The sequence below is a fragment of the Pseudomonas sp. NPDC087029 genome (genome assembly GCF_044745345.1).
Classification (GTDB): domain Bacteria; phylum Pseudomonadota; class Gammaproteobacteria; order Pseudomonadales; family Pseudomonadaceae; genus Aquipseudomonas; species Aquipseudomonas faucium.
The window spans coordinates 48096-74046 of the sequence record NZ_JBIVAB010000006.1 but is presented as its reverse complement, the minus strand read 5'-3'; the positions used below and the strand labels follow the sequence as shown (position 1 = coordinate 74046).

At 63.9% G+C, this 25951-nt stretch carries 20 protein-coding genes; 9 read left to right on the top strand and 11 right to left on the bottom strand.

From position 1 onward, the window contains the following. The first annotated feature begins 216 nt into the window (after positions 1–216). Positions 217–423 (top strand): hypothetical protein, encoded by a 207-nt coding sequence (locus ACIPG5_RS12460; protein WP_236235165.1) that lies wholly within the window; start codon positions 217–219, stop codon positions 421–423. 70 nt (positions 424–493) lie between these two features. Here ACIPG5_RS12460 and cmoB read toward each other — a convergent pair whose 3' ends face one another. Together cmoB and cmoA are read right to left on the bottom strand one after the other, a co-directional pair. After that, on the bottom strand, positions 494–1450 hold the full coding sequence (cmoB, locus tag ACIPG5_RS12455) for a tRNA 5-methoxyuridine(34)/uridine 5-oxyacetic acid(34) synthase CmoB (protein ID WP_176511025.1): 957 nt from the start codon (positions 1448–1450) through the stop codon (positions 494–496). Next, positions 1447–2190, bottom strand: coding sequence for a carboxy-S-adenosyl-L-methionine synthase CmoA (gene cmoA / locus ACIPG5_RS12450; RefSeq protein ID WP_401375308.1), 744 nt, complete (start codon positions 2188–2190; stop codon positions 1447–1449). Before cmoA ends, cmoB begins: the two co-directional genes overlap by 4 nt. Positions 2191–2448: 258 nt before the next feature. On the opposite strand from cmoA, the gene ACIPG5_RS12445 reads away from it, so the two are divergent. After that, positions 2449–3636, top strand: coding sequence for an alpha-xenorhabdolysin family binary toxin subunit A (locus ACIPG5_RS12445; RefSeq protein WP_401375306.1), 1188 nt, complete (start codon positions 2449–2451; stop codon positions 3634–3636). Between the two features lie 14 nt (positions 3637–3650). Then, entirely contained in the window at positions 3651–4571 is a 921-nt protein-coding gene (locus tag ACIPG5_RS12440; protein WP_176511028.1) for an alpha-xenorhabdolysin family binary toxin subunit B, read from the top strand. Between the two features lie 7 nt (positions 4572–4578). Here the strand turns inward: ACIPG5_RS12440 and ACIPG5_RS12435 are convergent, their stop codons facing one another. From ACIPG5_RS12435 to ACIPG5_RS12415, 5 genes are all read right to left on the bottom strand, one after another. Continuing rightward, positions 4579–4971 (bottom strand): protease inhibitor I42 family protein, encoded by a 393-nt coding sequence (locus ACIPG5_RS12435; protein ID WP_176511029.1) that lies wholly within the window; start codon positions 4969–4971, stop codon positions 4579–4581. Between the two features lie 151 nt (positions 4972–5122). Then, positions 5123–7543, bottom strand: coding sequence for an endopeptidase La (lon, locus tag ACIPG5_RS12430; protein WP_401375303.1), 2421 nt, complete (start codon positions 7541–7543; stop codon positions 5123–5125). 183 nt (positions 7544–7726) lie between these two features. Further along, entirely contained in the window at positions 7727–10138 is a 2412-nt protein-coding gene (locus ACIPG5_RS12425; protein WP_176511031.1) for a glucose/quinate/shikimate family membrane-bound PQQ-dependent dehydrogenase, read from the bottom strand. Between the two features lie 28 nt (positions 10139–10166). Then, positions 10167–11501, bottom strand: coding sequence for a carbohydrate porin (locus ACIPG5_RS12420; RefSeq protein ID WP_401375300.1), 1335 nt, complete (start codon positions 11499–11501; stop codon positions 10167–10169). Between the two features lie 277 nt (positions 11502–11778). Next, positions 11779–13830, bottom strand: coding sequence for a TonB-dependent receptor (locus ACIPG5_RS12415; RefSeq protein ID WP_401375297.1), 2052 nt, complete (start codon positions 13828–13830; stop codon positions 11779–11781). Between the two features lie 168 nt (positions 13831–13998). On the opposite strand from ACIPG5_RS12415, the gene ACIPG5_RS12410 reads away from it, so the two are divergent. Together ACIPG5_RS12410 and ACIPG5_RS12405 are read left to right on the top strand one after the other, a co-directional pair. Then, positions 13999–14220 carry a VF530 family DNA-binding protein gene (locus ACIPG5_RS12410; RefSeq protein WP_176511034.1) on the top strand — a complete coding sequence of 74 codons (222 nt, stop codon included), beginning with the start codon at positions 13999–14001 and terminating at the stop codon, positions 14218–14220. A 1-nt stretch (position 14221) separates the two neighbouring features. After that, a complete protein-coding gene (locus ACIPG5_RS12405; protein ID WP_401375294.1) occupies positions 14222–14863 on the top strand; it encodes a Pr6Pr family membrane protein in 642 nt (213 codons plus the stop codon). Positions 14864–14981: 118 nt separating this feature from the next. Here the strand turns inward: ACIPG5_RS12405 and ACIPG5_RS12400 are convergent, their stop codons facing one another. From ACIPG5_RS12400 to ACIPG5_RS12390, 3 genes are all read right to left on the bottom strand, one after another. Then, positions 14982–15740, bottom strand: a complete 759-nt coding sequence (locus ACIPG5_RS12400) for a siderophore-interacting protein (protein ID WP_401375292.1) — start codon at positions 15738–15740, stop codon at positions 14982–14984. Further along, positions 15733–16278: a PadR family transcriptional regulator gene (locus ACIPG5_RS12395; RefSeq protein ID WP_176511037.1), complete on the bottom strand. Its 546-nt coding sequence runs from the start codon at positions 16276–16278 to the stop codon at positions 15733–15735. Before ACIPG5_RS12395 ends, ACIPG5_RS12400 begins: the two co-directional genes overlap by 8 nt. 88 nt (positions 16279–16366) lie before the next feature. Continuing rightward, the gene (locus ACIPG5_RS12390) at positions 16367–19504 is read right to left on the bottom strand and encodes a transglycosylase domain-containing protein (RefSeq protein WP_176511038.1); all 3138 of its coding nucleotides are present in this window, start codon (positions 19502–19504) and stop codon (positions 16367–16369) included. Positions 19505–19895: 391 nt separating this feature from the next. On the opposite strand from ACIPG5_RS12390, the gene ACIPG5_RS12385 reads away from it, so the two are divergent. The 4 genes from ACIPG5_RS12385 to ACIPG5_RS12370 all read left to right on the top strand — a co-directional run bounded on the left by ACIPG5_RS12385 (position 19896) and on the right by ACIPG5_RS12370 (position 24303). Next, positions 19896–21314 (top strand): amino acid permease, encoded by a 1419-nt coding sequence (locus ACIPG5_RS12385; RefSeq protein ID WP_176511039.1) that lies wholly within the window; start codon positions 19896–19898, stop codon positions 21312–21314. A gap of 147 nt (positions 21315–21461) precedes the next feature. Next, positions 21462–21845 carry a GtrA family protein gene (locus tag ACIPG5_RS12380; RefSeq protein ID WP_401375287.1) on the top strand — a complete coding sequence of 128 codons (384 nt, stop codon included), beginning with the start codon at positions 21462–21464 and terminating at the stop codon, positions 21843–21845. Next, a complete protein-coding gene (locus ACIPG5_RS12375) occupies positions 21830–22795 on the top strand; it encodes a glycosyltransferase family 2 protein (protein ID WP_401375285.1) in 966 nt (321 codons plus the stop codon). Before ACIPG5_RS12380 ends, ACIPG5_RS12375 begins: the two co-directional genes overlap by 16 nt. Then, positions 22792–24303 carry a glycosyltransferase family 39 protein gene (locus tag ACIPG5_RS12370; RefSeq protein WP_401375282.1) on the top strand — a complete coding sequence of 504 codons (1512 nt, stop codon included), beginning with the start codon at positions 22792–22794 and terminating at the stop codon, positions 24301–24303. Before ACIPG5_RS12375 ends, ACIPG5_RS12370 begins: the two co-directional genes overlap by 4 nt. A gap of 7 nt (positions 24304–24310) precedes the next feature. On the opposite strand, the gene ACIPG5_RS12365 is transcribed toward ACIPG5_RS12370, so the two are convergent. After that, entirely contained in the window at positions 24311–25921 is a 1611-nt protein-coding gene (locus ACIPG5_RS12365; RefSeq protein ID WP_401375279.1) for an FMN-binding glutamate synthase family protein, read from the bottom strand. Positions 25922–25951 lie beyond the last annotated feature (30 nt).

The following is a 25951-nucleotide window of genomic DNA, read 5'->3' as shown; positions in this document are numbered from 1 at the left end:
CTGGTGTTATCTGGCTGTCTGCCAGGGCCCTATCGCCGGCAAGCCGGCTCCCACAAAGATCGATGAAACCAGCAAAGACCCCTGTGGGAGCCGGCTTGCCGGCGATAGGGTCAGCGCTGACGCCACATTGCAAGACTGTAATCCCCCCCTCACCTTGGCGTTAGCTGCGCGTGGCTAGGATGGCCCTGTCTGATCGGTTATCACGAGGCAAGCACGATGAACCTGAGCAAATACCTGTTGCTGGCGACCCTCGCCTTGGGCAGCGCCAGCGTCTATGCCGAAGGGGGCGCGGAGCGCTCCCGGCAATTCTGGGAAGCCTTCCGCCAGGACCAGCAGCGCCTGCACGGCGACGACAAGCAGCAGGCGCTCGCCGAGCGTGAGCGCAAGGCCCAGGAAAACGCGCGCAAGGTGGCGCAGGACTGAGGCAACGGCACCTGCGCCGGAACAGCTCCTCGGCACAGGTGTGATTTGGGCGCCCCAAGGGGCGCTTTTTTTATTTGCGCGCCAACAACGTGGCGCGGCGCGGGGCCGGCAGGCCTTCGACGGTCTTGCTGTGGTCGTGCGGGTCGAGGAAGTCGCCCAGCGACTGGTAGCGCATCCACTCGGTGCTGCGCTGTTCCTCGACGCTGGTCACGCTCACATCCACGCAGCGCACGTCGCTGAAACCGGCACGCCGCAGCCAGCGCTCCAGCGCCGGCACCGAGGGCAGGTACCAGACGTTGCGCATCTGCGCGTAGCGGTCCTCGGGCACCAGCACTTGCTGCTCGTCACCTTCGATCACCAGCGTCTCCAGCACCAGCTCGCCGCCCTTGACCAGGCAGTCCTTGAGCGCCAGCAAGTGCTCGATGGGCGCGCGGCGGTGGTAGAACACGCCCATGGAGAACACCGTGTCGAACCCTTCGAGGTTGGCCGGCAGGTCTTCCAGGGCGAAGGGCAGGTGCCAGGCGGGCAGCTCGGGCAGGTACTGCTGCACGGCCTGGAACTGGCAGAAGAACAGCCAGTTGGGGTCGACGCCGATGACCATGTCGGCACCGGCGCCGAGCATCCGCCACTGGTAGTAGCCATTGCCACAGCCCACGTCGAGCACGCGCTTGCCCTTGAGGTCCAGGTGCGGGCCGACCCGCGACCACTTCCAGTCCGAGCGCCATTCGGTGTCCACGTGCACGCCGAACAGGTCGAACGGCCCTTTGCGCCAGGGCGACAGCCCCATCAGCGCATCGCGCACTTGGGCGCGGGTGGCGTCGTCGCAGTCGCAATCCAGGCGCAGGCCTTCGGCCAGGTCGACCACGCTCGGTTGCAGGGCTGGCAAGGCGTCCAGCGCGCCGCGCCAGCGGTCGAGGTCGCCGTGGCCTTTTTCCAGCTTGGCATCCAGTTGCGCTTGCAGGCCTTGCGACCAGGAAGCCAGGGGCGTGCCCGCCAGGCGGCGGACGAGGGGAGACAGATCGATCATGGCAGGGCTATCAACGAGGCAAAGTTAAGGCATTGGAACCACGGCACCACCTTGCTGAAGCCTGCCGCACGCAAGCGCTCGGTGTGGGCCTGCAGGGTGTCGGGCTTCATCACGTTCTCGATGGCACTGCGTTTCTGGGCGATTTCCAGCTCGCTGTAGCCATTGGCGCGTTTGAAGTCCAGGTGCAGTTCATTGAGCAGGGCCTGTTCCTCGTCGTCGGCAAAACGCAGTTTCTCCGAGAGGATCAGTGCGCCGCCGGGGAGCAGGGCTTGGCGGATGCGGCCCAGCAGCGCCAGGCGCTGATCGGGGGCGATGAACTGCAGGGTGAAGTTCATCGCCACCACCGAGGCAGGCTCGAAGGGCAGGGCCAGGATGTCGGCCTCCAGCACCTGCACCGGCAGCAGTTCCTGGAACATCGAGTCTTGCGCGGTGAGGTACTGCCGGCAGCGGTCGACCATGGCCGCCGAGTTGTCCACGGCAATCACCTGGCAGCCCTCGCTGCGCACATGGCGGCGCAGCGACTGGGTGACGGCACCCAACGAGGCGCCGAGGTCGTACAGCCTGGTGTGCGGCTGGGCGAAACGCGCCGCGAGCACGCCGAGGTTCTCGACGATGGTCGGGTAGCCGGGCACCGAGCGCTTGATCATGTCCGGGAACACGCGCACCACGTCTTCGTTGAAGGCGAAGTCGGGCACCTGTTCCAGAGGTTGAGAGAAGAGGCGGTCGGGGTTTTGGCTCACGGCAGGCTCAAGCGTGGGTGATGAGGGGGCAATATTCTAGCCAAAAGCGGCCGTGGCTGCCTATTTATCAGACCGAAGTGATACAAGGCCGCCATGGGGAGGAGAGGGTTCCGCTACTCCCGGGTCTTGCCACGCCCGGTGAATTTTCAGGCAAGTTATCGACAATACCCTGACTTCAGTAATCAACGGCCAGCGCTACTTTATTTGAGCGGTTTCATTTCTGCTTTGAATATTTTAGACCCACCGTGGAGGTGTTGTATGAGCAGCGGCAGTGTGGAAGATTTACCTCTATCGCAAGGTGGCGACGCAAAGCCTGATGAGAAAAAGCCATTTGATCAGCTGACGGAAGAGCAGCGGGCCATATTGATTCCGAGCCAGATATTTAACTTCAAGAGGGAAGCACCAGCCTTTATCTTCAGCCAAGAAAACCTGACAACGATCAAGCGTTACACGACGCAGGTTAATCGTTTGCCAGGGCATGAAAAAGTGGTAGGCGAGGGGGCACTGGCTATCCTTGGGCTTGACGCAACGGACGTTAACCATCTTTTTGATAACCTGCGTGCGCACGTAAGATTCTGGGGTGAAGTTGAAGACGCCTGCAAAGACATAGGCGCTGAACTTCATGTGTTTGCGGAGGGCCTCATCGATGATGGTGAGCAATTTTTAAAGGCTATTGAAAAAAGCGATTCCTGGAAAGTAGTCGCTGAAGACTTAGCTGTTCACGAGGCTGTCAAGCTTTCTGAAGGCGATAGTAAAATATTCAATGACAGTGTGGATACTTACTTACGGAACATCGCCGAAGATATCGCCCACAGGCTCGAGAGTATCCGGCACGTCAGAAAACTCATCGATCGCTTTGGCGACATGATTACCGATAGCTTGGAGCCGGAGGCCAGAGGCTTGTATGGCAGGTTCGACGGCCACGATGCGGCAAAAAAATTGCTGGAAATAGAAACGGAACTGGCCTCACTGAGTGAAGCCATTGAGCAAAAACTCTCAGAGTACAGTGGGCTTGTCGGCTCAGCATTCTTTGGCCTGCTTTTCGGGCCTATCGGGCTCGCCATTACGGGCGGGATCTATGGTGCTAAAGCTGAAGCGGTACGGGCTGATAAAAATGAATTAATCGATAAACATGTGCAGCTTTCAGCGCGTAAAAATGCGTTGCTGGGGGGAGGAGTGGACCAATTCGAAAGCATCAAGAGTCTTTTACGGGATATGCAATTCAGGTTGGTCGAAGTCAGTACGGCGACCAAAAACCTGGAAGATGTTTGGGTACTATTGGAAGCCTATGCGAACAGTTCGCTGAAGAAGGTTGAAGGCCTGTCGACGCAATTGGAGTTTAAGCGCTTTGTCAGAGGCTTCCAGCGGGTTATCTCTCCGTGGACGGAAATCGTAGGTATTACCGGTCACATCTCTAAACTTTTCAATGAATCCGTTGGTCTTTAAGGAGCGCTGCTGTCATGGAAATAAAAATAGATGAACTGCCTGATGTTGGTGTGATGCTGCAGGTCGAGGCACGGATGCATCATCTTTACTACAGCGACTCTACAGCCATGCTGCCGGCCGTGCGTGAGCGCTTGCTGGACCTGATCAATCTGGTCAAGGCCGGCAATGACGCCCTTCGGGAAAAAGCAGTGGCCAGTTTGGTCGAATTGAACCTGGATCTTAAAGACACGCTGTCGCAATTGGATGAGCCAGAGCTGCTGCGCACCCGACAGGATGTGTGTGCGGCGGTCAGCGATATTATCGAAGCGATAGAGCGAGTGCGCCGGTATCGCTCACCGCATGTTCAGGAACTTCAACAAGAGCATGAGGCCGCTGCCGTGGCGCTGCGCAAGAACATTACAGAGGTCGAAAAGTTGCTCGCCGACAAGGCGGCAAAACTCGAAGAGGTCGATGCTCTACTGGAGACGCTCGATCGACCTTCGGTACGCAAGGCCTTGCGCAACACCATTCCGGATGAAAGCGACATAGACGCGCTGCTGAAGACGTTCAAAGACCCAACGCTAAGCCCAGAGCTGGTCAAGGCGGCCTTGAACAAACTCAACAAACACCTGGACCTGCTGGAGGAAGGACGAACGTTCGCCGATGTCGTAGCGGCCAGAAAGCGGCTCAGCGCTGCCCGGGCTGACCAGGAAAGAACCTTGAAGCAGCTTCAAGAGCAACAGGAAAAGGCCCAGCAGACCGCCGGCCAGTTCTACAGTGTCCAGGAACTGCTAGAAAAACGTACACCCTGGGTGGAGGAAGCCAGCAAGTTCAGCGATGCATGGCAAGTTCATGAGCGTGCATTGAATGCTTCCACTACGCAGGCGCTGGAGTCTGCATTAAGGCAAGCACGTGATTACCTGCTTGCCTTGCGCCGGCGTTTCGAAGCGGCCTGAACGGCCTTCAATTCACCTTGATGGCACAATCGAACGTTTGCACAGGGCGTACTTCCGGCGCCCACGGCTGCTGATACACCAACACCAGATGCCCCTCACCGGCTGCGCGGGCTTCGAAGCGCCAGCTGGAAATACCCGAGCTGCCAACGATACCGGCGTCCTCGGGGGCGCTGTAGACCTCGGGGCCGAGGCTGCGCAGCACGTTCGAGGCGGGGTTCTGCACCAGCCAGCGGTAGCCGGTGGTGGGGTTGCTGGGGAGGGTCAGGGTCAGCGCCTGGCCAACTTGCAGGCGCTTGGGGCACTCGCTTTCGGCGTCCAGCTCCACAGCTTGTTTGGGCTGCTGGGCGCAGGCGGTGAGCAGGGCGAGGCTCAGGGGAACGAGCAGACGAGGGGCGGTCATGGTGGCTCCGAAGGCTGGCGAGGGCCTGAGGATAACCGAAGCTGATGAGAATTTGTGCTGGTGCTTGAAGCCTGATCGCCGGCAAGCCGGCTCCCACGGGATCTCGCCAAACCCGTGGCAGCCGGCTTGCCGGCGATCAGGCTAGCGCAGGTCAGAACAGCACTTTGGCCACGTCGGCAAAGCGTTTGGCGAAATGCACCGTCAGCCCTTCACGCAGGTACTCCGGCAGTTCCTCGAAGTCGCCACGGTTGGGCTCGGGCAGAATCAGCTCGAAAATCTTCTGCCGCCGCGCCGCAATCACCTTCTCGCGCACGCCGCCAATCGGCAGCACCTGGCCGGTGAGCGTCAGCTCGCCGGTCATCGCCACGCCTTTTTTCGGCGCCTGGTCGCGGGCCAGCGACAGCAGGGCGCTGGCCATGGTGATGCCAGCACTCGGGCCGTCCTTGGGCGTGGCGCCCTCGGGGACGTGCAGGTGGATGAAGGCCTCATTGAAGAAGGCCGGATCCCCGCCGAACTGCTTGAGGTTGGAGCTGACGTAGCTGTAGGCGATTTCAGCGGACTCCTTCATCACGTCACCCAGCTTGCCGGTGAGCTTGAAGCCACGGTTGAGGGTGTGGATCCGGGTCGCCTCGATCGGCAGCGTGGCGCCGCCCATGCTGGTCCAGGCCAGGCCCGTGATGACGCCCTTGCCGGCCAGCACCTGTTCGCTGCGAAACACCGGCATGCCCAGTGCGGCTTCAAGGTCCTTGGTGCCGATCTTGAGCTTGGCATCCGGGTCTTCCAGCAACTTGAGCACGGCCTTGCGCACCAGCTTGCCCAGCTGTTTTTCCAGCTGCCGCACGCCGGCTTCGCGGGCATAGCCCTCGATTACCATGCGCAGGGCGCTGTCGCTGATGCTCAGGCTGGCCTTGGCGACGCCGGCCTTGTCCAGTTGCTTGGGCCACAGGTGGCGCTTGGCGATGGCCAGCTTCTCTTCGGTGATGTAGCCCGAGAGGCGGATGACTTCCATGCGGTCGAGCAGCGGCCCGGGGATCGAGTCCAGGGTGTTGGCGGTGCACACGAACAGCACCTTGGACAGGTCCAGGCGCAGGTCCAGGTAGTGGTCGAGGAAATCGACGTTCTGCTCGGGGTCGAGGGTTTCGAGCAGCGCCGAGGCGGGGTCGCCCTGGTAGCTCTGGCCCATCTTGTCGATTTCGTCGAGCATGATCACCGGGTTCATCACCTCGACATCCTTCAACGCCTGCACCAGCTTGCCCGGCTGGGCGCCGATGTAGGTGCGGCGATGGCCCTTGATCTCCGCCTCGTCGCGCATGCCGCCGACACTGAAGCGGTAGAACGGCCGGCCGAGGGATTCGGCGATGGACTTGCCGATGCTGGTCTTGCCCACCCCAGGCGGGCCGACCAAGAGCACGATGGAGCCGCTGATTTCGCCCTTCCAGGCGCCCACGGCGAGGAATTCGAGGATGCGTTCCTTGATGTCGTCAAGGCCGGCATGGTGCTGGTCGAGCACCTTGCGCGCATGCTTGAGGTCGAGCTTGTCCTTGCCATACACGCCCCAGGGCAGGGCGGTGGCCCATTCCAGGTAGTTGCGGGTAACGGCGTATTCGGGCGAGCCGGTTTCCAGGATGGCCAGCTTGCCCATCTCTTCGTCGATACGCTTCTTGGCCTGCTCGGGCAGGGTCTTGCCTTGCAGGCGCTGCTCGAACTGCTCGAGGTCGGCGCTGCGGTCGTCCTTGGTCAGGCCCAGCTCCTGCTGGATGACCTTGAGCTGCTCCTTGAGGAAGAACTCGCGCTGGTGCTCGCCGATCTGCCGGTTGACCTCGGCGGAAATCTCGTTCTGCAGGCGCGCCACCTCGACTTCCTTGCGCAGCATCGGCAGGACCTTTTCCATGCGCTTGAGCATGGGCACACAGTCGAGCACTTCCTGCAGCTGGTTGCCGGTGGCCGAGGTCAGCGCCGCGGCGAAGTCGGTGAGCGGCGACGGGTCGTTGGGGCTGAAGCGGTTGAGGTAGTTCTTCAGCTCTTCGCTGTACAGCGGGTTGAGCGGCAGCAGTTCCTTGATCGCATTGATCAGGGCCATGCCATAGGCCTTGACCTCGTCGGTCGGCTCGGCCAGTTGGCGCGGGTATTCGACCTCGACCAGGTACGGCGGGCGATGGTGCTTGAGCCAGGTGCGGATGCGTACCCGGGTCAGGCCCTGGGCAACGAACTGCAGCTTGCCGTTCTCGCGGCTGGCGTGATGCACCTTGACCAGGGTGCCGTACTCCGGCAGCGCCGAGGTGTCGAAGTGGCGGTGGTCTTCAGGCGGGGTGTCCATGAAGAACAGCGCCAGCGAGTGGTGCGGGGTCTTGGCCACCAGGTCGAGGGTTTCGGCCCACGGTTCTTCGTTGACGATCACCGGCAGCACCTGGGCCGGGAAGAACGGGCGGTTGTGGATCGGGATCACGTAGACCTTGTCCGGCAGTTGCTGGCCGGGCAGGGCGAGGGCGTGGCCGGCTTCGGCCTGGGCATCGAGGTGTTCGGCTTCGCGGTGTTCGTCGGGTTGTTCCGGGAAATCCTGCTGGTCGCTCATGGGGCACCTGCGTGAATGACTATGGTGCTTAGATGGGGCGCGGGGGGAAGGGTTTCAATGGTAGACGAAGGCAGCAGGGGAGCGCTTTCATCTTCGCGCCCGTACCGGCCACATCGCCGGCAAGCCGGCTCCCACAGGTAGAGCCCCTGTGGCAGCCGGCTTGCCGGCGATGGCGGCAGTGGCTTACTCAGCCAATTTGTAAGCGATGATGTAATCGCCCATCTTGGTGCCCAGCGAGCCGTGGCCGCCGGCGACGATCAGCACGTACTGCTTGCCGTCCTTGCCGGTGTAGGTCATCGGCGTGGCCTGGCCACCCGCTGGCAGGCGCGATTTCCACAGCTCCTTGCCGTTGTTCACGTCATAGGCGCGCAGGTACTGGTCCAGGGTACCGCTGAGGAAGCCCACGCCACCTGCGGTGACGATCGAGCCGCCCATGCTCGGCACGCCCACTGGCAGGCCGATCGGCACCGGGGTGCTGTCACGGGTGGTGCCGTTCTTGCGCTTCCACACCACCTTGTTGGTGAACAGGTCGATGGCGGCCACGTAGCCCCAGGCCGGTGCCTGGCACGGCACGCCCAGCGGCGACATGAACGGGTGCATGGTCACAGCATAGGGTGCGCCGGTGTTGGGCTGCACGCCGCTGGTCTCGCTTTCGCGCTTGCTGCCGGCGGCCACTTGTTCACGCGGCACCATCTTGGACACGAAGGCCATGTAGTTGGGCGAGGTGAACAGCAGCTGGCGCACCGGGTCGACCGACACGCTGCCCCAGTTGAACACGCCCACGTTGCCCGGGTACACCAGGCTGCCCTGTTCGGACGGCGGGGTGTACTGGCCTTCGTAGCGCAGTTCGCGGAACTGGATGCGGCACAGCATCTGGTCGAACGGCGTGGCGCCCCACATGGCCTGTTCGGTCAGCTCGGGGCCGAGCAGGTTGAGGTCGGAGCGGGCCTGGGTCGGCGCGGTGTGGTCACCCTTGACCGCGCCCTGCGGCACCGGGATCTCGCGGATCGGCACGATCGGCGTGCCGTCGCGGCGGTCCAGCACGTACAGGCTGCCCTGCTTGGTCGGCACGATGATCGCCGGCTTCACGTCGTCCTTGGTCTTCAGGTGCACCAGGGTCGGCTGGCTGCCAACGTCCATGTCCCACAGGTCGTGGTGGGTGAACTGGTAGTTCCAGCGGGCCTTGCCGGTGGCCAGGTCCAGGGCGACCACGCCGGCGCTGTACTTCTCGGCGCCCGGGGTGCGGTCGGCGCCCCACTGGTCAGGGGTCTGGTTGCCCAGGGGCAGGTAGACCATGCCCAGTTCTTCATCGACGCTGGCCAGCGACCACATGTTGGCCGAGTTGCGGCTGTACTGCTTGCCGGGGGCCAGGGGCTTGGTGTCGTCGGGGTTGTTGCTGTCCCAGTTCCACACCAGGCGCCCGTCGTGCACGTCGTAGGCGCGGATGACGCCGGACGGCTCGTTGGTCGACTCGTTGTCGGTGACGTGGCCGCCGATGATCACCAGGCTGCGGGTAATCGCCACCGGCGAGGTGGAGTAGTAGCCGCCGGCGGTGAACGGGCCGATGCCGGTGGTCAGGTCGATCGCGCCCTGGTTGGCGAAGCCTTCGCAGACCTTGCCGTTGTCGGCATTGATGGCGATCAGGCGGGCATCGGCGGTGGGCAGGTAGAGGCGGCGCGGGCAGGCCTGGGCCACGGCTTGGCCGGCGTCGGAGACTTTCGGCGCGGGGCTGCCGTCACGGCTGACGTAGGCATTTTCGTCATAGTACGAGACGCCGCGGCAGGTCATGTGGGCAAAGCCCTTGAAGGTGCCGACCGGGGTCTTGATCTGCGGGTCGAAGCGCCAGATCTCGGCACCGGTGTCCGGGTCCAGGGCCAGCACCTTGCTGTGCGGCGTGCAGGCATAGAGCATGCCGTTGGCCTTGAGCGGGGTGTTCTCGTTGGTCAGCTCGACCGGGTCCTTGTCGGTTGGCAGGTCGCCGGTGCGGATGCGCCAGGCTTCTTCCAGGCGATAGGCGTTCTGCGGGGTGATCTGGCGCAGCGGCGAATAACGGTCGCCATGCTCGGTGCGGCCATAGGCCTGCCAGTCGCCGTCGGGCATGGCCGGGGCGGCACTGCCCATTTCGCTGTTGTCGCGGCCGAGTTCGCCAAACACCTCACCTGGGTGGGTGAACTGGCTGCCCAGGGCACAGGCGCCCGAGGCCAGCACGGCAACGCCGAGCAGCGCGGTGTTGGCCTTGGCCGCCGGGCCGATCAGCGGGCGGCGTGCCCACGGCAGCAGCAGCACCACGCCGATGGCGAACCACAAGGAAAGGCGCGGCACCAGCTGCCACCAGTCCAGGCCCACTTCGAGCAAGGCCCACACTGTACTGCCCAGCAGCACCAGGCCATACAGGCCCAGGGCGATGCGCCGGCGAGCCAGCAGCAGGGCGCCCGAGAGGGCAAAGCCGATACCGGCAATCACGTAGTAAAGCGACCCGCCGAGCTGGCTCAGCTTGATCCCGCCGGCCAACAGGGCCAGGCCCATCAGCAACAGCAGTACGCCCACGAGGCGCGGTAGCCAGCGGCTTCCATTCTTGGCACCGTCAGTGCTCATCGTATGTTCTCCGTTAGGTTGAAAGTTGTCAGAACGTGCTCTGGATCTTCAGGCCGGCGATCACCGCGTCGTCGACCTGCGACACCCCGCCCGGATGGCGGATGTACTGCAGGTTCGGGCGCACGGTGAGCCAGTCGGCCAGGTGAATGCCGTAATAGAGTTCGGCGCTGTACTCGGTGTCCTGCACGGGCAGGTAGCCGGGATTGTCGTAGTCGTCGAGCCCGGCGGCCTGGTTGGCCAGGCGGGCGTTCTTGCGGTAGGCGGGATTGACGTGCACGCGGGCCAGGGCGAAACCGATGTCGTCCTGGCTGCGGGCGTCGAAGGGGCCCTTGAATAGCAGTCCTGCCTGAACATAGTTGTCGATGGCATTGGTCTTCTTGTCGTGCACCGTGGCGTTGGCGAACAGGCTCAGGCCGCGCGACCGGTCGGATGCCTGCGCAGTGATCTGCTGCTGGGCACCGATCCACAGGCCGTGCTTGCTCGAACTGCTGCGGTAGGCGGCGCCACTGATGGCGGCCGGCTGGCCGTTGCTGTCCTTGAGAACATCCTGTGCCTTGGCATTACTGTAGTAGTAGCCGGCGCGATATTCCCCTTTCAGGCCATTGACCGCCGGGCTCCACACCAGTTCGACCGGCATCACGGCGCCTTGGGTGCCGCTGCCGCTGAGCTTGAAGCCATTGCCCGACTCGAGGTTGGAGGGGTTCTGCTCGAACACGCCAACCTGGGCGTAGAGGGCGTCGCTGAGGTTGTAGCGCACGCGCAGGGCCCACTGGCTGACCGGCCAGTTGTACCAGATGCTGCCGGCCCAGTTGCCCACCTGCGAGCCGCAGAAGGCCAGGTTCTGGAAGTCGCAGGGGAAGCTGTTGAAGTCCTCGCCTTGGCCGAAGCGGCCGAATTTCACGTCCAGGGCGCCGTCGAAGTACTTCTGCTTGATCCACATCTGCGTCAGCCGCCAGGTTTCGCCCCGGCCCCAGACCTCCTGGGCGGAGGTGAAGCCGCCGACACGCGGGTCGTTGATGCGGTCGTTGCTGATGTTGTCGCCGTGGCGTTCGGTGACCGTCAGCTGCAGTTCGGTGGCTTGCCAGCCGAGGATCTTCTCCAGGTCCAGGTGGCTGCCAAAGGTGAACTGGTCGCTGTAGCGCGCGGTGCGGTCATGGTCGTAGCCGCCGTGCAGGTTGCTGCCCATTTCGCCGGTGTAGCCGAGGGTGAATGCGTAGCCTTTTTCCAGCAGCTCGCTGCGGATGCCGCCCCAGTCACCGAGCATCCAGGGGGAATCGCTGGCGAAGGGTTCGCTGGCGCTGGCAGGGGTGGCCAGGGCGCCGAGGGCCAGGCCGATGTAGCAGGGTTTGGGCAGTTGGAGCATGAGATAGCGCTATCTTCTGATTATTGAAAAAACCGCAAGCGCATCGAAGGTGTGGACCTTCAATGGATAGGGCGACAAAGGGGTTAGATGAAGCGATTCAGCTTGCGGTGGGGAGGATATAGGGGAATTTGTAAGAAAAAAAGACAAATTGTCGCAGTGGATTGTTGCTGAACGGGTAATAGTGGGCTGCCTTGCAGCCCCATCGCCGGCAAGCCGGCTCCCACAGGTATTCCCCGCTCTGTAGGAGCCGGCTTGCCGGCGATGAAGGTGCAGCGGATCAGAAGGTCGTGCGTAAACCCACCTCAACGCTACGCCCAGGTGCCGGTGCAATGTCGCGCAGGATCGAGCTGGCATAGCGCACGGTCTGGTCCGTCAGGTTCTCGCCGCGCACGAAGGCCAGCCACTGGCTCTGGCCGATGTCGAAGCGGTAACCAACGCTCGCCCCCAGCGTGGTATAGCCGTCGGTGCTGGTTTCGTTGGCCGGCGTGCGGTGCTGCGAGGCGGCATGTTGCACATCCACCCGTGCCTGCCAGCGCTCCAGTTCCCACACCAGGCCGCTGTTCAGGCGCAGCGGTGCAATGCGCGGCAACGGCTCGCCACTGTCGAGGTTCTTCGCCCGGGTGTAATCGCCCGACAGCTCCAGGGCAAAGTTGCCATATTGGTTTTGCAGCAGTTGCCAGCGGTCCTGGGCCTCGATGCCATAGAACCGCGCCCGCACGCCCTGGTACTGGTATTCGGGGAAGTCGCCATGGTCGTGATCGTGGTCGTGGTCATGGTCCTCGTCGCCATGGTCATGGTCGTGGCCTTCGCGCAGGTTGCCGGTGCCGATCAGCCCGATGTAGTTGCGAAAGTGGCTATAGAAGACCCCGACGCTGCCCTTGTGGGTGCCGTTGTCGAAGCGCAGGGCCAGGTCGGCGGAAATCGCCTTTTCCTTGTTCAGGCTCGCATCGCCGACCTCGTAGGCCCCGGTGGCGACGTGGGCGCCGTTGGCGTACAGCTCGTAGAACGTCGGGGCCCGTTCGGTGTAGCCGAGGTTGGCCGCCAGCGACCAGACCGGGTCGAGCTGGTACAGCGCCCCGGAAGACAGGCTGTAGGCGTTGAAGCTGCTGGTGCTGTCGGCGTCGGCGAAGGTGTCGTTGCCCTTGGCGTCCGGGTCCACGCGGGTATGTTCCAGGCGCGCGCCCAGGCTCAGGTTCAAGCGTTCGGTGGCTTGCCATTGCTCGAGCATGAACAGCGCCAGGCTGTCGGTGTCGGTGTGCGGCACGAAGGCTTCTTCGCCCAGTGCCGAGAACTCGTTGCGGCTGACCTGGGCGCCGACCACGCCTTCGATGGGCCCCAGGGGTTGGTGGCGAGCCTCGACGCGCGCCTCGTAGCCCTTGTTCTTGAAGGTGGTGTGCACCTCGCCGCTTTCGATTTCACGGTGCTGGTAGTCGGTATAGCCGGCATCGACCTTGACCGAACTGAACGGGCCGTCCAGGTCGCGCAGCTCGGAGGCGAAACCGTAGTGGTCCTGCTGCATGTCCAGGCGCACGCCGGGCTCGGCGACCGAGCCGTAGTTGCTGTCGTAGCGGCTGTAGGACAGGCCGGTGTAGCCGTGGTCCCAGTGGTAGGCGCCGCCGATCGCCCCGCCATCCTGGCGGCCGTCGCTGTTGTCCAGGCGGTGCTTGCTGCCGGTGTCGTCGGCGCTGCGCACGTTCGAGCTGCGCGCGTAACCGGGGATGCGCAGGTCGTTGAACTGGCGGCTGTTGGCGTCCAGGTGCAGGGCGAAGGCGCCGTCGCCGGCCTCGAGCTTGCCGGCGCTGCTGCGGGTGGTGTCGGCGCCGCCGTAACGCAGCTCACCGGCGCCGTGGATGCCTTCGATCGGCGCGTCCGGGATGCGGTTGTCGAAGGTGTTGACCACGCCGCCAATGGCGTTGCCGCCATACAGCAGGGCGGCGGGGCCGCGGACGATTTCCACGCGCTCGACGGTGACGGGGTCGAGTGGCACGGCGTGGTCGTAGGACAGCGACGAGGCGTCCAGGGCGCCGACCCCGTTACGCAGGATGCGGATGCGGTCGCCGTCCAGGCCACGGATGACCGGGCGGCTGGCGCCCGGGCCGAACCAGGTCGAGGCCACGCCAGGCTGTTTGTTGAGGGTCTCGCCGAGGCTGCCGTGTTGCTGTTGCAGCAGGTCGTCACCGGCGAGCACCGTGCTCGGCGCCGCGAGTTGGTGGTTGCCCAGCGGGTTGGCGGTGATGACCTGGGGTTCTAGTTCCACGGCCTGGCTGGGCGAGGCGGCGAACCACAGGGCGAGGGTGAGGGGGGAGAGGCGGAGCGGGATGTGCAGCATGGGGCTGTGACGTTCCTTGGCAGATGCTTTTGTGTTGTTACAATATAACATCACTATTTCAGCACAGAGGATTTACCCCTGGCCAGCGCTTTTTCACCGGCCACCGCAGGTCCCACCCGCCACTACACTCGTGTAAGGTGCGCATCTTTTCCCCGCTGGAGCACTGGCATGAGCACGGCCCAACACAACGCGCTGCACGGCAAGACCCTCGAACAGATCCTCACCGAGCTGGTGGCGCACTACCAATGGGAGGGGCTGGCCGAGCGCGTGGACGTGCGCTGTTTCAAGAGCAACCCGAGCATCAAGTCGAGCCTGACCTTCCTGCGCAAGACGCCCTGGGCGCGGGAGAAGGTCGAGCAGCTCTACGTGAAACTGCAGCGCAAGGCCTGACATGCCGCGCCATCCCTGGCTGACCGCGATGGCCGTGCTGGGCTGGCTGGGGCTCGCGGTGCAGGTGTACCTGGTGCTGCTGGCGCGCTGGCAGGAGCAGGCCAGCCTCATCGGTGGGCTGATCAACCTGTTCGGCTATTTCACGGTGCTGACCAATACCTTGGTGGCGACGGTGGTGAGCTACGCGGCATTCGGCCGCGAAGGCGGCGCCAAGCGCTTGTTCCTGTCGCCAGCGGTGAGCTCGGCCGTGGCCGCCAGCATCATCCTGGTGGCGCTGGCCTACAGCCTGTTGCTGCGCCATCTGTGGCACCCGCAGGGGTGGCAGTGGCTGGCGGACGAGCTGCTGCACGATGTGATGCCGGCGCTGTACGCGCTGTACTGGTGGTTTGCCGTGCCCAAGGGCCACTTGCGGCTCTGGCACCTGGCGGTGTGGGCGTTGTACCCGGCGGTGTACTTTGCCTATGCGCTGTGGCGGGGCAGCGAGATCGGGCTGTATGCGTATCCGTTCATCGATGTGGCGAGCCTGGGTTTTGGGCAGGTGATGCTCAATGCGCTGGGGGTGCTGGCGGGGTTCTGGGGGATTGGGCTGGTGCTGTTGGGGCTTGATCGCTGGAAAGGGCGGCGGGTGCGTACATTTGCTTAGCCTGTAGCGGCCCTATCGCCGGCAAGCCGGCTCCCACGGGTTCCCCACATGATTGACATTGTGGGGGTACCTGTGGGAGCCGGCTTGCCGGCGATAGGGCCGGTGAAGACCAAGCCGATCACTCGTCGTCAGCAGAACCTTCCGCTCGCCAGTAGGCCGCCGCCTTGAGGGCATCTTCGGCAACCCCCTTCTCCAGCAACAAGGCCTTGGCCTGCCGGGTCAGCGACTTCTCCAGGGCTACCCAGCTGTACAGCTTGCCTTCGGGCAAGCTCAGCCCCTCCAGCAACGCCAGCAAATCCTCATCGCGCCTCACCCAGAGCACCTCGACCTGCGCCCGGCTCGGCAACGGCTGGCGCTCCTGCTCATCCTCGATCTGCACCACTGCCAGCACCCGGCGCCCTGCCGGCAGTTCCTCCAGGCGTCGGCCGATGGCCGGGATGGCCGTCTCGTCGCCAATCAGCAGGTAGCTGTCGAAGATATTCGGCACCACCATCGAGGCGCGCGGCCCGGCAATGTTCAGCGTCTGCCCGGGCGCCGCCTGGGCTGCCCAGGTCGAGGCCGGGCCATCGCCGTGCAGCACGAAGTCGATGTCCAGTTCGAGGTTGGCCAGGTCGATGCGCCGCGGCGTGTATTCGCGCATGGTCGGCCGCACGGCGCCGTCGCGCCCCAGGTTGCCGGCGTCGATGGCCTGCTGCTGCTCGGGCGTTTCGGCAAACAGCAGCTTGATGTGGTCGTCGCTGCCCAGGCTGGTGAAGCCTTGCAGCTGCGCGCCACCCAAGGTGATGCGGCGCATGCGCGGGGTCAGTTCGGTGACCCGCAGCACCTGCAGGCTGCGCTGGCGGATTTCGTGGTTGACGCGGTGGATGCTGTCACTCATGGGGAATCTCCGTAGCGGTGTCGGCCGGCCCGGCGGCGATGGCCTTGGCGGTTTCGTTGAGCAGGTTGCGCACCCGCTGGATTTCATCGGGGCTCCAGTGGCCGCTGTGCATGTGCAGGGCATGGCGCAGGTTGCCGACCGCTTCATGGATCTGTGGCGGGCGGTCGTGACCACGCAGGGCGCGCTTGCTGACTTCGATGCGCATGCGCACGCCGTCAAGGGCCACGGCCTGTTCACCGAGGGCGCTGCGGCCGGCGTCGGTGATGGCGTACAGGCGTTTGCTGCCCTGCACCTGGCCGCTGATCAATTCGGCTTCCTCGAGGAAATTGAGGGTGGGGTAGATGACCCCGGGGCTGGGTGTGTAGCTGCCGTCGAAGAGGTTTTCGATCTGGCGGATCAGGTCGTAGCCGTGCCCGGGCTGTTCGGCCAGCAGCGACAGCATCAGCAGTTTCAGGTCGCCGGGGGCGAATACCCGAGGGCCGCGCTCACCGCGGCCGGGGCGGCGTTCGAAGGGGTCATGGGCGTAAGGGTCGCGCATGAAGGTGAGGCTCCGTCGTTTAGATATATCGCAAGATATTACTCAAGATATATCTAAAGACAAGACTCTAAATGCGGATGATTATCATCTAAATATTCGATGAGTCCTTTTCGTGCATGGCCACTTGCGGCGCCTTGCATTCGTTGGGGTTGCCCGGCTCCAGGTAGGGCATGAGGATCGGCGCCATGCCCTTGAGCACTTGCACGGGCAGCGCCGAGGTGAACTTGAACGCCTCGGCCGAGCGCCCCGGCACGAACGCGGTCAGGGTGCCGAAGTGGTTGTCGCCGAGGAAGAACACGAAGGTGGCGGTGCGGTTCAGCGAGCGCGAGCCGATCAGCCGCCCGCCCGCGCCGAAGCTCTCGATGCGGTTGTCGCCGGTGCCGGTCTTGCCGCCCATCACCAGCGGCGTGCCGTCATGCAGCTTGAAGCTGCCGGAGATGCGCCGCGCGGTACCGGCATCGACCACTTGCGACATCGCGCCCTTGAGCGCGCGGGCCACTTCCACCGGCAGGATCCGCTGGCCGCGGTCGGGGTCGCTGACCAGCTTGGTTTCGTAGGGCGTGTTGGCGGCGAAGTGCAGGGTGTCGATGCGCAGGGTCGGCAGGCGGATGCCGTCGTTCTGGATGATCCCGACCAGTTCCGACAAGGCCGCCGGGCGGTCGCCCGAGCTGCCGATGGCGGTCGCCAGCGACGGCACCAGGTGGTCGAAGGGGTAGCCCACGCGCTTCCAGCGCTGGTGGATGTCGGTGAAGGCCTCGATCTCGACCATGGTGCGGATGCGGCTGTCACGGGCGCCCGGGTAGCGGCTCTTGAACAGCCAGCCATACACCTCCTGGCGCTCGAAACGGCTGGCATTGACCATTTCGGTCAGGGTCGCGCTCGGGTTCTTCAGCAGGTAGCCGAGCAGCCACAGGTCCAGCGGGTGCACCTTGGCGATGTAGCCCTGGTCGGGCAGGTCGTACTTGCCGGGGCCGTAGGCTTCGTACATCTCCGCCAGGCGGCCGTCGGTGAGCTTGCCCAGGGCAATCTTGTCGTCCTTGCTGTGGGCGCGGACGAAGGCGTTGAAGGTTTCCTGGCCGGCTTCGGGGAACAGGTAGCGGTGCACCGCCGCCAGGCGCTGCGGGGTCACGCGCATGCTGTCGATGAAGGTGTCCAGGCGTTGCTGCGAGGTCTTGCGCTGGTACTTCTTCCAGAAGCGCATCAGGTAGTTGGTGCCTTCCTTGTCGGCGAAGCGCGCCAGGTATTCCTGGCGGCGCGGGTCGGAATCGTCCTTGAGCAGCGGCACCCGGTTGAACGGCTGCTGGTAGGTCACGTAGCGCACCAGGTCGCGCATCAGGCGAATGAACGGCAGGTTGATCGACTCGCGCAGGGCTTCCTTGAGGGTCGGGTTGCGGTTGTTGTCTTCCTTGCGGAAGTTGTTGAACACGTGCATGCCGCCGCCGGTGAAGAACGCCTCGCCGGTGTTGGCCGAATACTTGCGCTCAAGGGCGGCGTCGAGCATGGCATCCAGGCTCTGGTTCTTGCTGTTCTGCGCCAGCCACTCCAGCGACCACTGGGTGATGCGGTCAAGCTCGGCGACTTCCACTTTCTTGAGCTCGGCGGCGGGTTTGCCGGCGTACTTGTCGTGCAGCTCGGCGATGATTTCCAGGTAGGTGGTGAGCACCCGCAGCTTGGCGGTGGAGCCCAGCTCCAGCTTGCTGCCTTCGTTGATGTCGAAGGGCTGGTCGGTGCTGTCGGTCTGCACCCGCACCCGCGAGCCATCGGCGGTGCGTTCGAACAGGGTGAAGCTGTAGCGCACCTGGTCGGTGGTCTTGGCGGTCAGCAGGCGCTCGCCGATCAGGCCCATCTGCGCGGCGAACACCGGGTCGGAGAGGTTTTTCAGGTATTGGCTGGCCTGCATCTGCAGGTCGGCCTGCAAGGTGCTGGTGGCCGACACGTCGAGGCGGTCGAGGTCGTACAGCGGGCGGTTGAGCATGGCGGCCAGGCGGTTGCGCGCCAGGCTGATGCCCTTGTTGGTGATGATCGGCACGATGGTCGGTTGCGCCACCCAGTCGCGGTACACCGCCTTGCTGGCCAGCGCCGCGTCGGCCAGGGGGCGGTCGATGACATTGCTGGCGGCCAGCACGCGGATGTGCGAATCGGTAAGGTCGGCCAGCTCCACGCGGCCTTTGGACAGGTAATGCGAGGGGCGCCGCTGGGCGATCATCAGCGACAGCACCTGGCGCAGGGCCAGGCCGCGCGCGGCCATGCTGTCGGGGTCGGTGGCGGTGGAGGTGAGGGCCTGGTTGACCTGGTCGAAATCGGCGCCGTACCACACCCGCAGGCCTTCGGCCATGCCATGCACCTCGCCATGCCCGGGTACCGCTGACAGCGGCACGCTGTTGAGGTAGTCACGCACGATGCGCTGGCGGGCTTCGGTGGTGTCGGTGCCGCCCTGGTAGGCGCGCACGCTGGCGGAAATCATCTGGCGGATCTTCTCTGCGCCAGACACGGTCAGGCCGTCGGGCGAGTGGCGGTACTTTTCCAGCTGGGTCGCCAGGGTACTGCCACCGGCCGACTGGCCTGGCAGGGCCAGGTACTTGGCGATCTGGCTGTAGGCGGCCTTGGCAAAGCGCGGCCAGTCCACGGCCGGGTTGTTCTTCGGGTCTTGCGGGTCGAGCAGGTCGCGGTTTTCGATGAACAGCAGACTGTTGACCATCACCGGCGGGATGGCCGCGAAACTGGGGTACAGGTGCTGGGGATAGTTGTACTGGTAGAGGGTGTCGCCACGGCAGTCGGTGATCGCCAGGCCCGCCTGGATTTTCTCGATGTAGGGGGCGAACAGGCCGTGGTCGACGTAGTTCATCAGGGCCGGGGAGAACTTCACCTGTTCGCTGATCAGGTAGTCGCGCTTGAGCAGGCGTGGCAGGAATTCGCCCAGCGCGCTGTAGCCCAGGCGCTTGTCGAACGGCCCGTCACCGGGGTAGACGATGGCGTCGCTGGGGCCAGGCTGCAGCGAGTAGGTGAGGGTGGTGGCCAGCTTGCTGAATTCGCGCGACTGCAGCTCGGAGGTGCGAAATTCATCATAGGCGGCAAAGCCGATGGCCACGATCGCCACCAGCAGGATCAACACAATCAGCCGCCACCACAGCCGACGCTTGCGAGTGGGCTTCGGCGGTGGCGTCTCGGCCAGAGGTGGTTCGGGTGCTTCCGTTCTGGTTGGTTCCGATTGCCACAGTGCGCCCATAGTCTTCAATCCGGCCAGGTTATTTCTCGTTACTTGCCTGAAGCTTAGACGGTGACAGCAGGCGGTGAAAAAATTGTAGGAAGAGTAGAAAACTGATGTGGGATATGCGGCTTTGGTGTTGGTTTCTTCCGACGGCGATATTGCTAGGGTGGCTGCATGGCGTGGGGGGGTAAGCCTTAATCCCCCGACTTCTCGCCAAATTTCTGAATATTTACAGTGAAAAGCCCTACGTCGGGCTTCCTATACTGCTCGGCCCCTTCGCCCTGCCGGGCGCTCTATTCCGGCACACGGGCCGGCCCACAAGGCCAGCCTGGCGAGCCAACACCATGCCTATCGGCAGGTTGCGGCTGCACGAAGGTCAAATCCAATAACAAAATGAGGTTGTATTGCTATGCCAGTCGGCAACCACCCTGCCCATGCAGAGACCGCCCAGGGCGGCCCTCTCAAGCGTGAACTGGGCGAACGGCACATCCGTCTGATGGCGCTGGGCGCCTGTATCGGTGTCGGTCTCTTCCTCGGTTCGGCCAAAGCCATTGAAATGGCCGGGCCTGCCATCATGCTTTCCTACATCATTGGCGGCCTGGCGATCCTGGTGATCATGCGTGCGCTCGGCGAAATGGCCGTGCACAACCCGGTCGCCGGTTCGTTCAGCAGCTATGCGCAGGACTACCTTGGCCCACTCGCGGGCTTTCTCACCGGCTGGAACTACTGGTTCCTGTGGCTGGTGACCTGTGTTGCGGAAATCACCGCGGTGGCCATCTACATGGGCATCTGGTTCCCTGACGTGCCCCGCTGGATCTGGGCCTTGATGGCGCTGGGCAGCATGGGCGCGGTCAACCTGATCGCGGTCAAGGCGTTCGGTGAGTTCGAGTTCTGGTTCGCCCTGATCAAGATCGTCACCATCATTGCCATGGTGCTGGGCGGCATCGGCATCATTGCCTTCGGCTTCGGCAATGATGGCGTGGCAGTGGGTATTTCCAACCTGTGGAGCAACGGCGGCTTCATGCCCAATGGCGTGACCGGTGTGCTGATGTCGCTGCAGATGGTGATGTTCGCCTACCTGGGCGTGGAAATGATCGGCCTGACCGCCGGCGAAGCACGCAACCCGCAAAAAACCATTCCGCAGGCCATCGGCTCGGTGTTCTGGCGCATCCTGCTGTTCTATGTGGGCGCGTTGTTCGTGATCCTGTCGATCTACCCGTGGAACGAAATCGGCAGCCAGGGCAGCCCGTTCGTCATGACCTTCGAGCGCCTGGGCATCAAGACCGCCGCCGGCATCATCAACTTCGTGGTCATCACCGCGGCGCTGTCGTCGTGCAACGGCGGCATCTTCAGCACCGGGCGCATGCTCTACAGCCTGGCGCAGAACGGCCAGGCCCCGGCGGCGTTCGCCCGCACCTCGAAAAGCGGCGTGCCGCGCAATGCGCTGCTGCTGTCGATCGCAGCCTTGCTGCTAGGCGTGCTGGCCAACTACCTGGTGCCGGAGAAGGTATTCGTCTGGGTAACGTCGATCGCCACCTTCGGCGCGATCTGGACCTGGGTGATGATCCTGCTGGCCCAGCTGAAATTCCGCGCGGGGCTGTCGAGCGCCGAGCGCAAGGCCCTGAAATACCGCATGTGGCTGTGGCCGCTGAGCTCTTACCTGGCCCTGGCGTTCCTGGTGCTGGTGGTGGGCCTGATGGCCTACTTCGAGGACACCCGCGTGGCGCTGTACATCGGCCCGGCGTTCCTGGTGCTGCTGACGGCGTTGTACTACACCTTCCGCCTGGCGCCCAAGCAGGCGCAGGGCGTGGTCAGCCCAGCTGCCTGACAGGCTTGGGGGCCGCCTTCGGGCGGCCCTTTTGCAGGCAGATATCTTCGGTCGCTGTAGCCGTCTACTGGCATTTTTGTCAGTAGAACACCTTGCACCTATCGCCTAACGTGGCGTTCAGGGCAGGCAAGGAAGGCGTGACCGACCATGCAGCGCAGTGCACCCGCGTTCCTCAAATACCTGATCGTCGGCGTCTTCAATAGCGCCATCCACGTTGCAGCGTTCACTGCAATGCAGCTGATCGCCGGCACCGACCAGGCAACCAGCAACCTGACGGCCTTCTTCGTGGCGCTGTCGTTCTCCTTTGTGGCCAACTCCCGGTACACCTTCAGGGTGCCCCTGTCGCTTGCGCGCTACTTGTCGTTCGTTGTGTGCATGGGCAGCTTCAGCGGGGCCCTGGGGGCGCTTGCAGATGAGCAGGGGTGGCATCCGGCGGCCACCGTCCTGCTGTACTCGGCCATCAGTCTGCTGCTTGGCTTCCTGCTTTGGCGGTGGCTCTTCACGGTACGGCGCAAATGGATATTTCGCTGATCGTGCCGGTGTTCAATGAGGCGCTGGCGATCCGGCCGTTCTATGACGCGGTTCGCCAGGCGATGCGTGGCTGTACGGCGCGCATCGAGCTGATTTTCGTCAACGATGGCAGCGAGGACGGCACCGAACTGCAGATCCGCCAACTGATCGCGGGCGACCCGGACGTCATGCTGGTCGATCTGTCGCGCAACTTCGGCAAGGAAGCGGCGCTGTTCGCCGGCCTGGAAATGGCTGGGGGCGACGCGGTCATTCCGATCGATGTCGACCTGCAGGACCCGGTGGATGTCATCCCCTTGCTCATCGAACAGTGGCGCGCCGGTTTCGATGTGGTGCTGGCCAAGCGCCGAGACCGTTCCAGCGAGGGTTACCCGAAGCGCCTGAGCGCCGCCGCGTTCTACTTCCTGCTCAACCGCATCTCGCAGATACGCATCGAGAAAAACGTCGGCGACTTTCGCCTGCTCGACCGCAAGGTCGTGGAGGTGATCAAGTCGATGCCGGAGCAGCAGTTGTTCATGAAAGGCATGCTGTCCTGGGCAGGGTTCAGCACCACGGTGGTGGAGTACCAGCGCGCTTCGCGGGCGCAGGGTGGCAGCCGTTTCAATGCCTGGAAACTGTGGAACCTGGCACTCGATGGCATTACCTCGTTCAGCACGGTGCCGCTGCGGCTCTGGACTTACCTGGGCGGCAGCATAGCCTTCGCAGCGTTTGCCTATGCGGCAGTGCTGGTTGCAGACAAGTTCATCTTCGGTAACCCCGTGCCGGGGTACCCCTCGCTGATGACGGCCATGTTGTTTCTCGGTGGGGTGCAGCTGATCGGGATCGGCGTGCTGGGCGAATACATCGGCCGTATCTACCTGGAGTCCAAGCACCGCCCGCGTTACGTCGTGAAGGGCCTGGCAGGGCGCAAGGCCGCGCGGCCTGGCCGGGGCGTGTTCAAGGAGCAACGGTGAGCGGCTCGCGGCGATGGCAGGGGCGCTGGTCCAGAGCCGGTGTGGTGCTGGCCATCCTGCTCGCCAGTGCTGCGTTGCGCTTGCACCAGGTGTCGATACCGGGCATCTGGCTGGATGAAGCATTCAGTGTGTTGCTCAGCCGCTTGGAGCCTGCGCAGATCCTCTTTCATACCGCCAGGGACGTTCATCCACCGCTCTATTACCTGACCCTGCATTACTGGATGCAAGGGTTCGGCAGTGACGCCCTGGCGGTACGAAGCCTGAGCGTTTGCGCGGGCATCGCGACCGTAGGCGTGGGCATGCTGCTGGCACGCCAACTGGCGTCCTGGCGCGCCGCAGTCATGGCGGGGGTATTGATGGCGTTCTTTCCGATGGGCATACGTTTCAGCCAGGAAGCGCGGATGTATGCGTTGCTGGGCCTGCTGCTGCTGACCGCCGTGTACATGCTGTGGCTGTGGGTCAGCCGGCAGAAAAAAGCCTATCTGGCCGCCTACTGCCTGTTGATGGTCGCGGCCCTCTACACCCACTACTTTGCCGTGCTGGGGGCATTGGCCAACTGGGTCTATCTGCTGCTGACGAGGGATGCGCAAGGCAAGGTGCTGACGCTTTCTCGGCCCTGGTGGCTGGGAAATGCGGCCATCGCGATTGCCTATCTGCCCTGGTTGCCCGTGTTGTATCGCCAGCTCGACCATCGCGAGCTGGTTGGCTGGATCGAGCGCTTTCCGCCCTCTGCCATGAGCATGCCGTCGACATTCTGGAAGGCCTTCACCCTCAACGGCAGCGCCCCAGGCGTGCTTGCCGTGCTGTTCACGATGTTCCTGCTATTGGCATCACTGCGGGTGCTGCTGCGGGTTTCCAAGCCAGGCCAGCCCAGCGTGCTGCTGCTGGGCTACTGCTTCATCCCGGTGCTGGTGGTGTGGCTGGTGTCCTATGCCATGCCGATGTACATCAACCGGTACCTGCTGTTTGCGCTTCTGGCGTTGCCGCTGGTGGTCGCCATCGCTGCAGATGTATCGCCAAGGCGAACCCTGCTGTTGGCGGTGATGGGCTGTCTGCTCATGGAAGTGGCGGGGCTGGCGGGTTTCTACGATTACAAGGCCAAGCCAGGCGGCGACCTGGCCACGATCATGGCGCAGGTCAATGCGCAGTGGCGGCCGGGGGATGCGCTGCTGGGCGATCGCAAGAGAACCTACCTGTCGATCCAGTACTACAACGCTACCGGGCAGCCGGCCTTTCTCTTCACCTACATCCGGCCCGATACCAGCGGCACGTCGCCCACCACCTATGGGACCTTGACCTTGTTCTATGAGCGGTCGGATGTGCTGTACGTGGCAAACCCCGAGGATCTTGCCAAACACTACAAGCGGCTCTGGCTGATCACCGACCCCTCGTCGGTGTACACGCCGATCGTGCCCGTCGGCGGCTGGATGAAAACCGGCGAGCTGGCCGAGGGCCCGATCAAGGCGCTGCTGTTCACAGTGCCTGAGCAAGCCGCTCGCCAACCCTGATCGACCGTCAGGCCGCTTGCGGCTCGAAGCTGTCCGCCCGGGCCATCTGCCACATGCGCGAATAGAACTGCCCATCCACTTCGCCGGTGAGCAACTCACCCGGCTTGAGGAACACATGCATCTGCGAGAACAGCTTGATCTCGGTGGCCGACACACGCCGCACCAGGTGCTTGGCCTCCAGTTGCGCCGGGTGTTCCAGGCCCGCTGCGGCCAGCATCTCGGCCAGCGCGCGCAGGGTGTTGTGGTGGAAGTTCAGCACCCGCTGGGCCTTGTCCGGCACCACCAGCGCCCGCTGGCGCAGCGGGTCCTGGGTGGCCACGCCGGTCGGGCACTTGTTGGTGTGGCAGCTTTGCGACTGGATGCAGCCGATGGCGAACATGAAGCCACGCGCGGAGTTGGCCCAGTCGGCGCCGATGGCCAGCACGCTGGCGATATCGAAGGCGCTGACGATCTTGCCGCTGGCGCCGAGCTTGATCTTGTCGCGCAGGTTCAGGCCCACCAGGGTGTTGTGCACGAACAGCAGGCCCTCGCGCAGCGGCACGCCAATGTGGTCGGTGAACTCCACCGGCGCGGCGCCGGTACCGCCTTCCTTGCCGTCGACGACGATGAAGTCGGGCAGGATGCCGGTTTCCAGCATGGCCTTGGCGATGCCCATGAACTCCCACGGGTGGCCGAGGCAGAACTTGAAGCCCACCGGCTTGCCGCCGGACAGCTCACGCAACTGGGCGATGAACTGCATCATCTCGATGGGCGTGGAGAAGGCGCTGTGGCGTGACGGCGAGATGCAGTCCTCGCCCATCAGCACGCCGCGGGTGTCGGCAATTTCCTGGGTCACCTTGTGCTTGGGCAGGATGCCGCCATGGCCGGGCTTGGCGCCCTGGCTCATCTTGATTTCGATCATCCGCACCTGCGGGGTGCGCGCCTGGGCGGCGAAGCGTTCGGGGTCGAAGCGCCCGTCTGCGGTGCGGCAACCGAAGTAGCCGCTGCCCAGCTCCCAGACCAGGTCGCCGCCATGTTCACGGTGGTAGGGGCTGATGCTGCCTTCGCCGGTGTCGTGGTGGAAGTTGCCCAGCTTGGCGCCCTGGTTCAGCGCGCGGATGGCGTTGGCGCTGAGCGAGCCGAAGCTCATGGCGGAGATGTTGAAGATCGAAGCCGAGTACGGCTGGCTGCACTGCGGGCCGCCGATGATGATGCGAAAGCTCGCAGGGTCGGCCAGCGGCGCCGGGCGCATGGAGTGGCCGATGAACTCGAAGCCCGATTCGTACACGTCGATCAGGGTACCGAAGGGCTTGTCCGACGCCTCGTTCTTGGCCCGGGAATACACCAGCGAGCGCTGGGCGCGGGAGAAGGGCAGGGCATCGCTGTCGGATTCCAGCAGGTACTGGCGGATTTCCGGGCGGATGGCTTCGACCAGGTAGCGGATGTTCCCCAGGATCGGGTAGTTGCGGCGCACCGCGTGGCGTTGCTGCAGCAGGTCGAACAGGCCGATCAGGCTGAGCAGCGCGGTGGCCAGGGTGAATGGCCACAGCCATTCGTGGTGGAGCAACGGCAGGCTCGCCAGGGTGAACAGTACACAAGCGGCGAAAAAGGCGTAGCGACTGAGAAGTGACAGGCTCATACGGGGTCCTTACGATGGCTCGGTCAGGCT

What these genes read in the sequence shown, in the direction of transcription:
- ACIPG5_RS12460 (WP_236235165.1), top strand. Translation starts at nt 217, where the DNA reads ATGAACCTGAGCAAATACCTGTTGCTGGCGACCCTCGCCTTGGGCAGC.
- cmoB (WP_176511025.1), bottom strand. Translation starts at nt 1,450, where the DNA reads ATGATCGATCTGTCTCCCCTCGTCCGCCGCCTGGCGGGCACGCCCCTG.
- ACIPG5_RS12445 (WP_401375306.1), top strand. Translation starts at nt 2,449, where the DNA reads ATGAGCAGCGGCAGTGTGGAAGATTTACCTCTATCGCAAGGTGGCGAC.
- ACIPG5_RS12440 (WP_176511028.1), top strand. Translation starts at nt 3,651, where the DNA reads ATGGAAATAAAAATAGATGAACTGCCTGATGTTGGTGTGATGCTGCAG.
- ACIPG5_RS12435 (WP_176511029.1), bottom strand. Translation starts at nt 4,971, where the DNA reads ATGACCGCCCCTCGTCTGCTCGTTCCCCTGAGCCTCGCCCTGCTCACC.
- lon (WP_401375303.1), bottom strand. Translation starts at nt 7,543, where the DNA reads ATGAGCGACCAGCAGGATTTCCCGGAACAACCCGACGAACACCGCGAA.
- ACIPG5_RS12425 (WP_176511031.1), bottom strand. Translation starts at nt 10,138, where the DNA reads ATGAGCACTGACGGTGCCAAGAATGGAAGCCGCTGGCTACCGCGCCTC.
- ACIPG5_RS12420 (WP_401375300.1), bottom strand. Translation starts at nt 11,501, where the DNA reads ATGCTCCAACTGCCCAAACCCTGCTACATCGGCCTGGCCCTCGGCGCC.
- ACIPG5_RS12415 (WP_401375297.1), bottom strand. Translation starts at nt 13,830, where the DNA reads ATGCTGCACATCCCGCTCCGCCTCTCCCCCCTCACCCTCGCCCTGTGG.
- ACIPG5_RS12410 (WP_176511034.1), top strand. Translation starts at nt 13,999, where the DNA reads ATGAGCACGGCCCAACACAACGCGCTGCACGGCAAGACCCTCGAACAG.
- ACIPG5_RS12405 (WP_401375294.1), top strand. Translation starts at nt 14,222, where the DNA reads ATGCCGCGCCATCCCTGGCTGACCGCGATGGCCGTGCTGGGCTGGCTG.
- ACIPG5_RS12400 (WP_401375292.1), bottom strand. Translation starts at nt 15,740, where the DNA reads ATGAGTGACAGCATCCACCGCGTCAACCACGAAATCCGCCAGCGCAGC.
- ACIPG5_RS12395 (WP_176511037.1), bottom strand. Translation starts at nt 16,278, where the DNA reads ATGCGCGACCCTTACGCCCATGACCCCTTCGAACGCCGCCCCGGCCGC.
- ACIPG5_RS12390 (WP_176511038.1), bottom strand. Translation starts at nt 19,504, where the DNA reads ATGGGCGCACTGTGGCAATCGGAACCAACCAGAACGGAAGCACCCGAA.
- ACIPG5_RS12385 (WP_176511039.1), top strand. Translation starts at nt 19,896, where the DNA reads ATGCCAGTCGGCAACCACCCTGCCCATGCAGAGACCGCCCAGGGCGGC.
- ACIPG5_RS12380 (WP_401375287.1), top strand. Translation starts at nt 21,462, where the DNA reads ATGCAGCGCAGTGCACCCGCGTTCCTCAAATACCTGATCGTCGGCGTC.
- ACIPG5_RS12375 (WP_401375285.1), top strand. Translation starts at nt 21,830, where the DNA reads ATGGATATTTCGCTGATCGTGCCGGTGTTCAATGAGGCGCTGGCGATC.
- ACIPG5_RS12365 (WP_401375279.1), bottom strand. Translation starts at nt 25,921, where the DNA reads ATGAGCCTGTCACTTCTCAGTCGCTACGCCTTTTTCGCCGCTTGTGTA.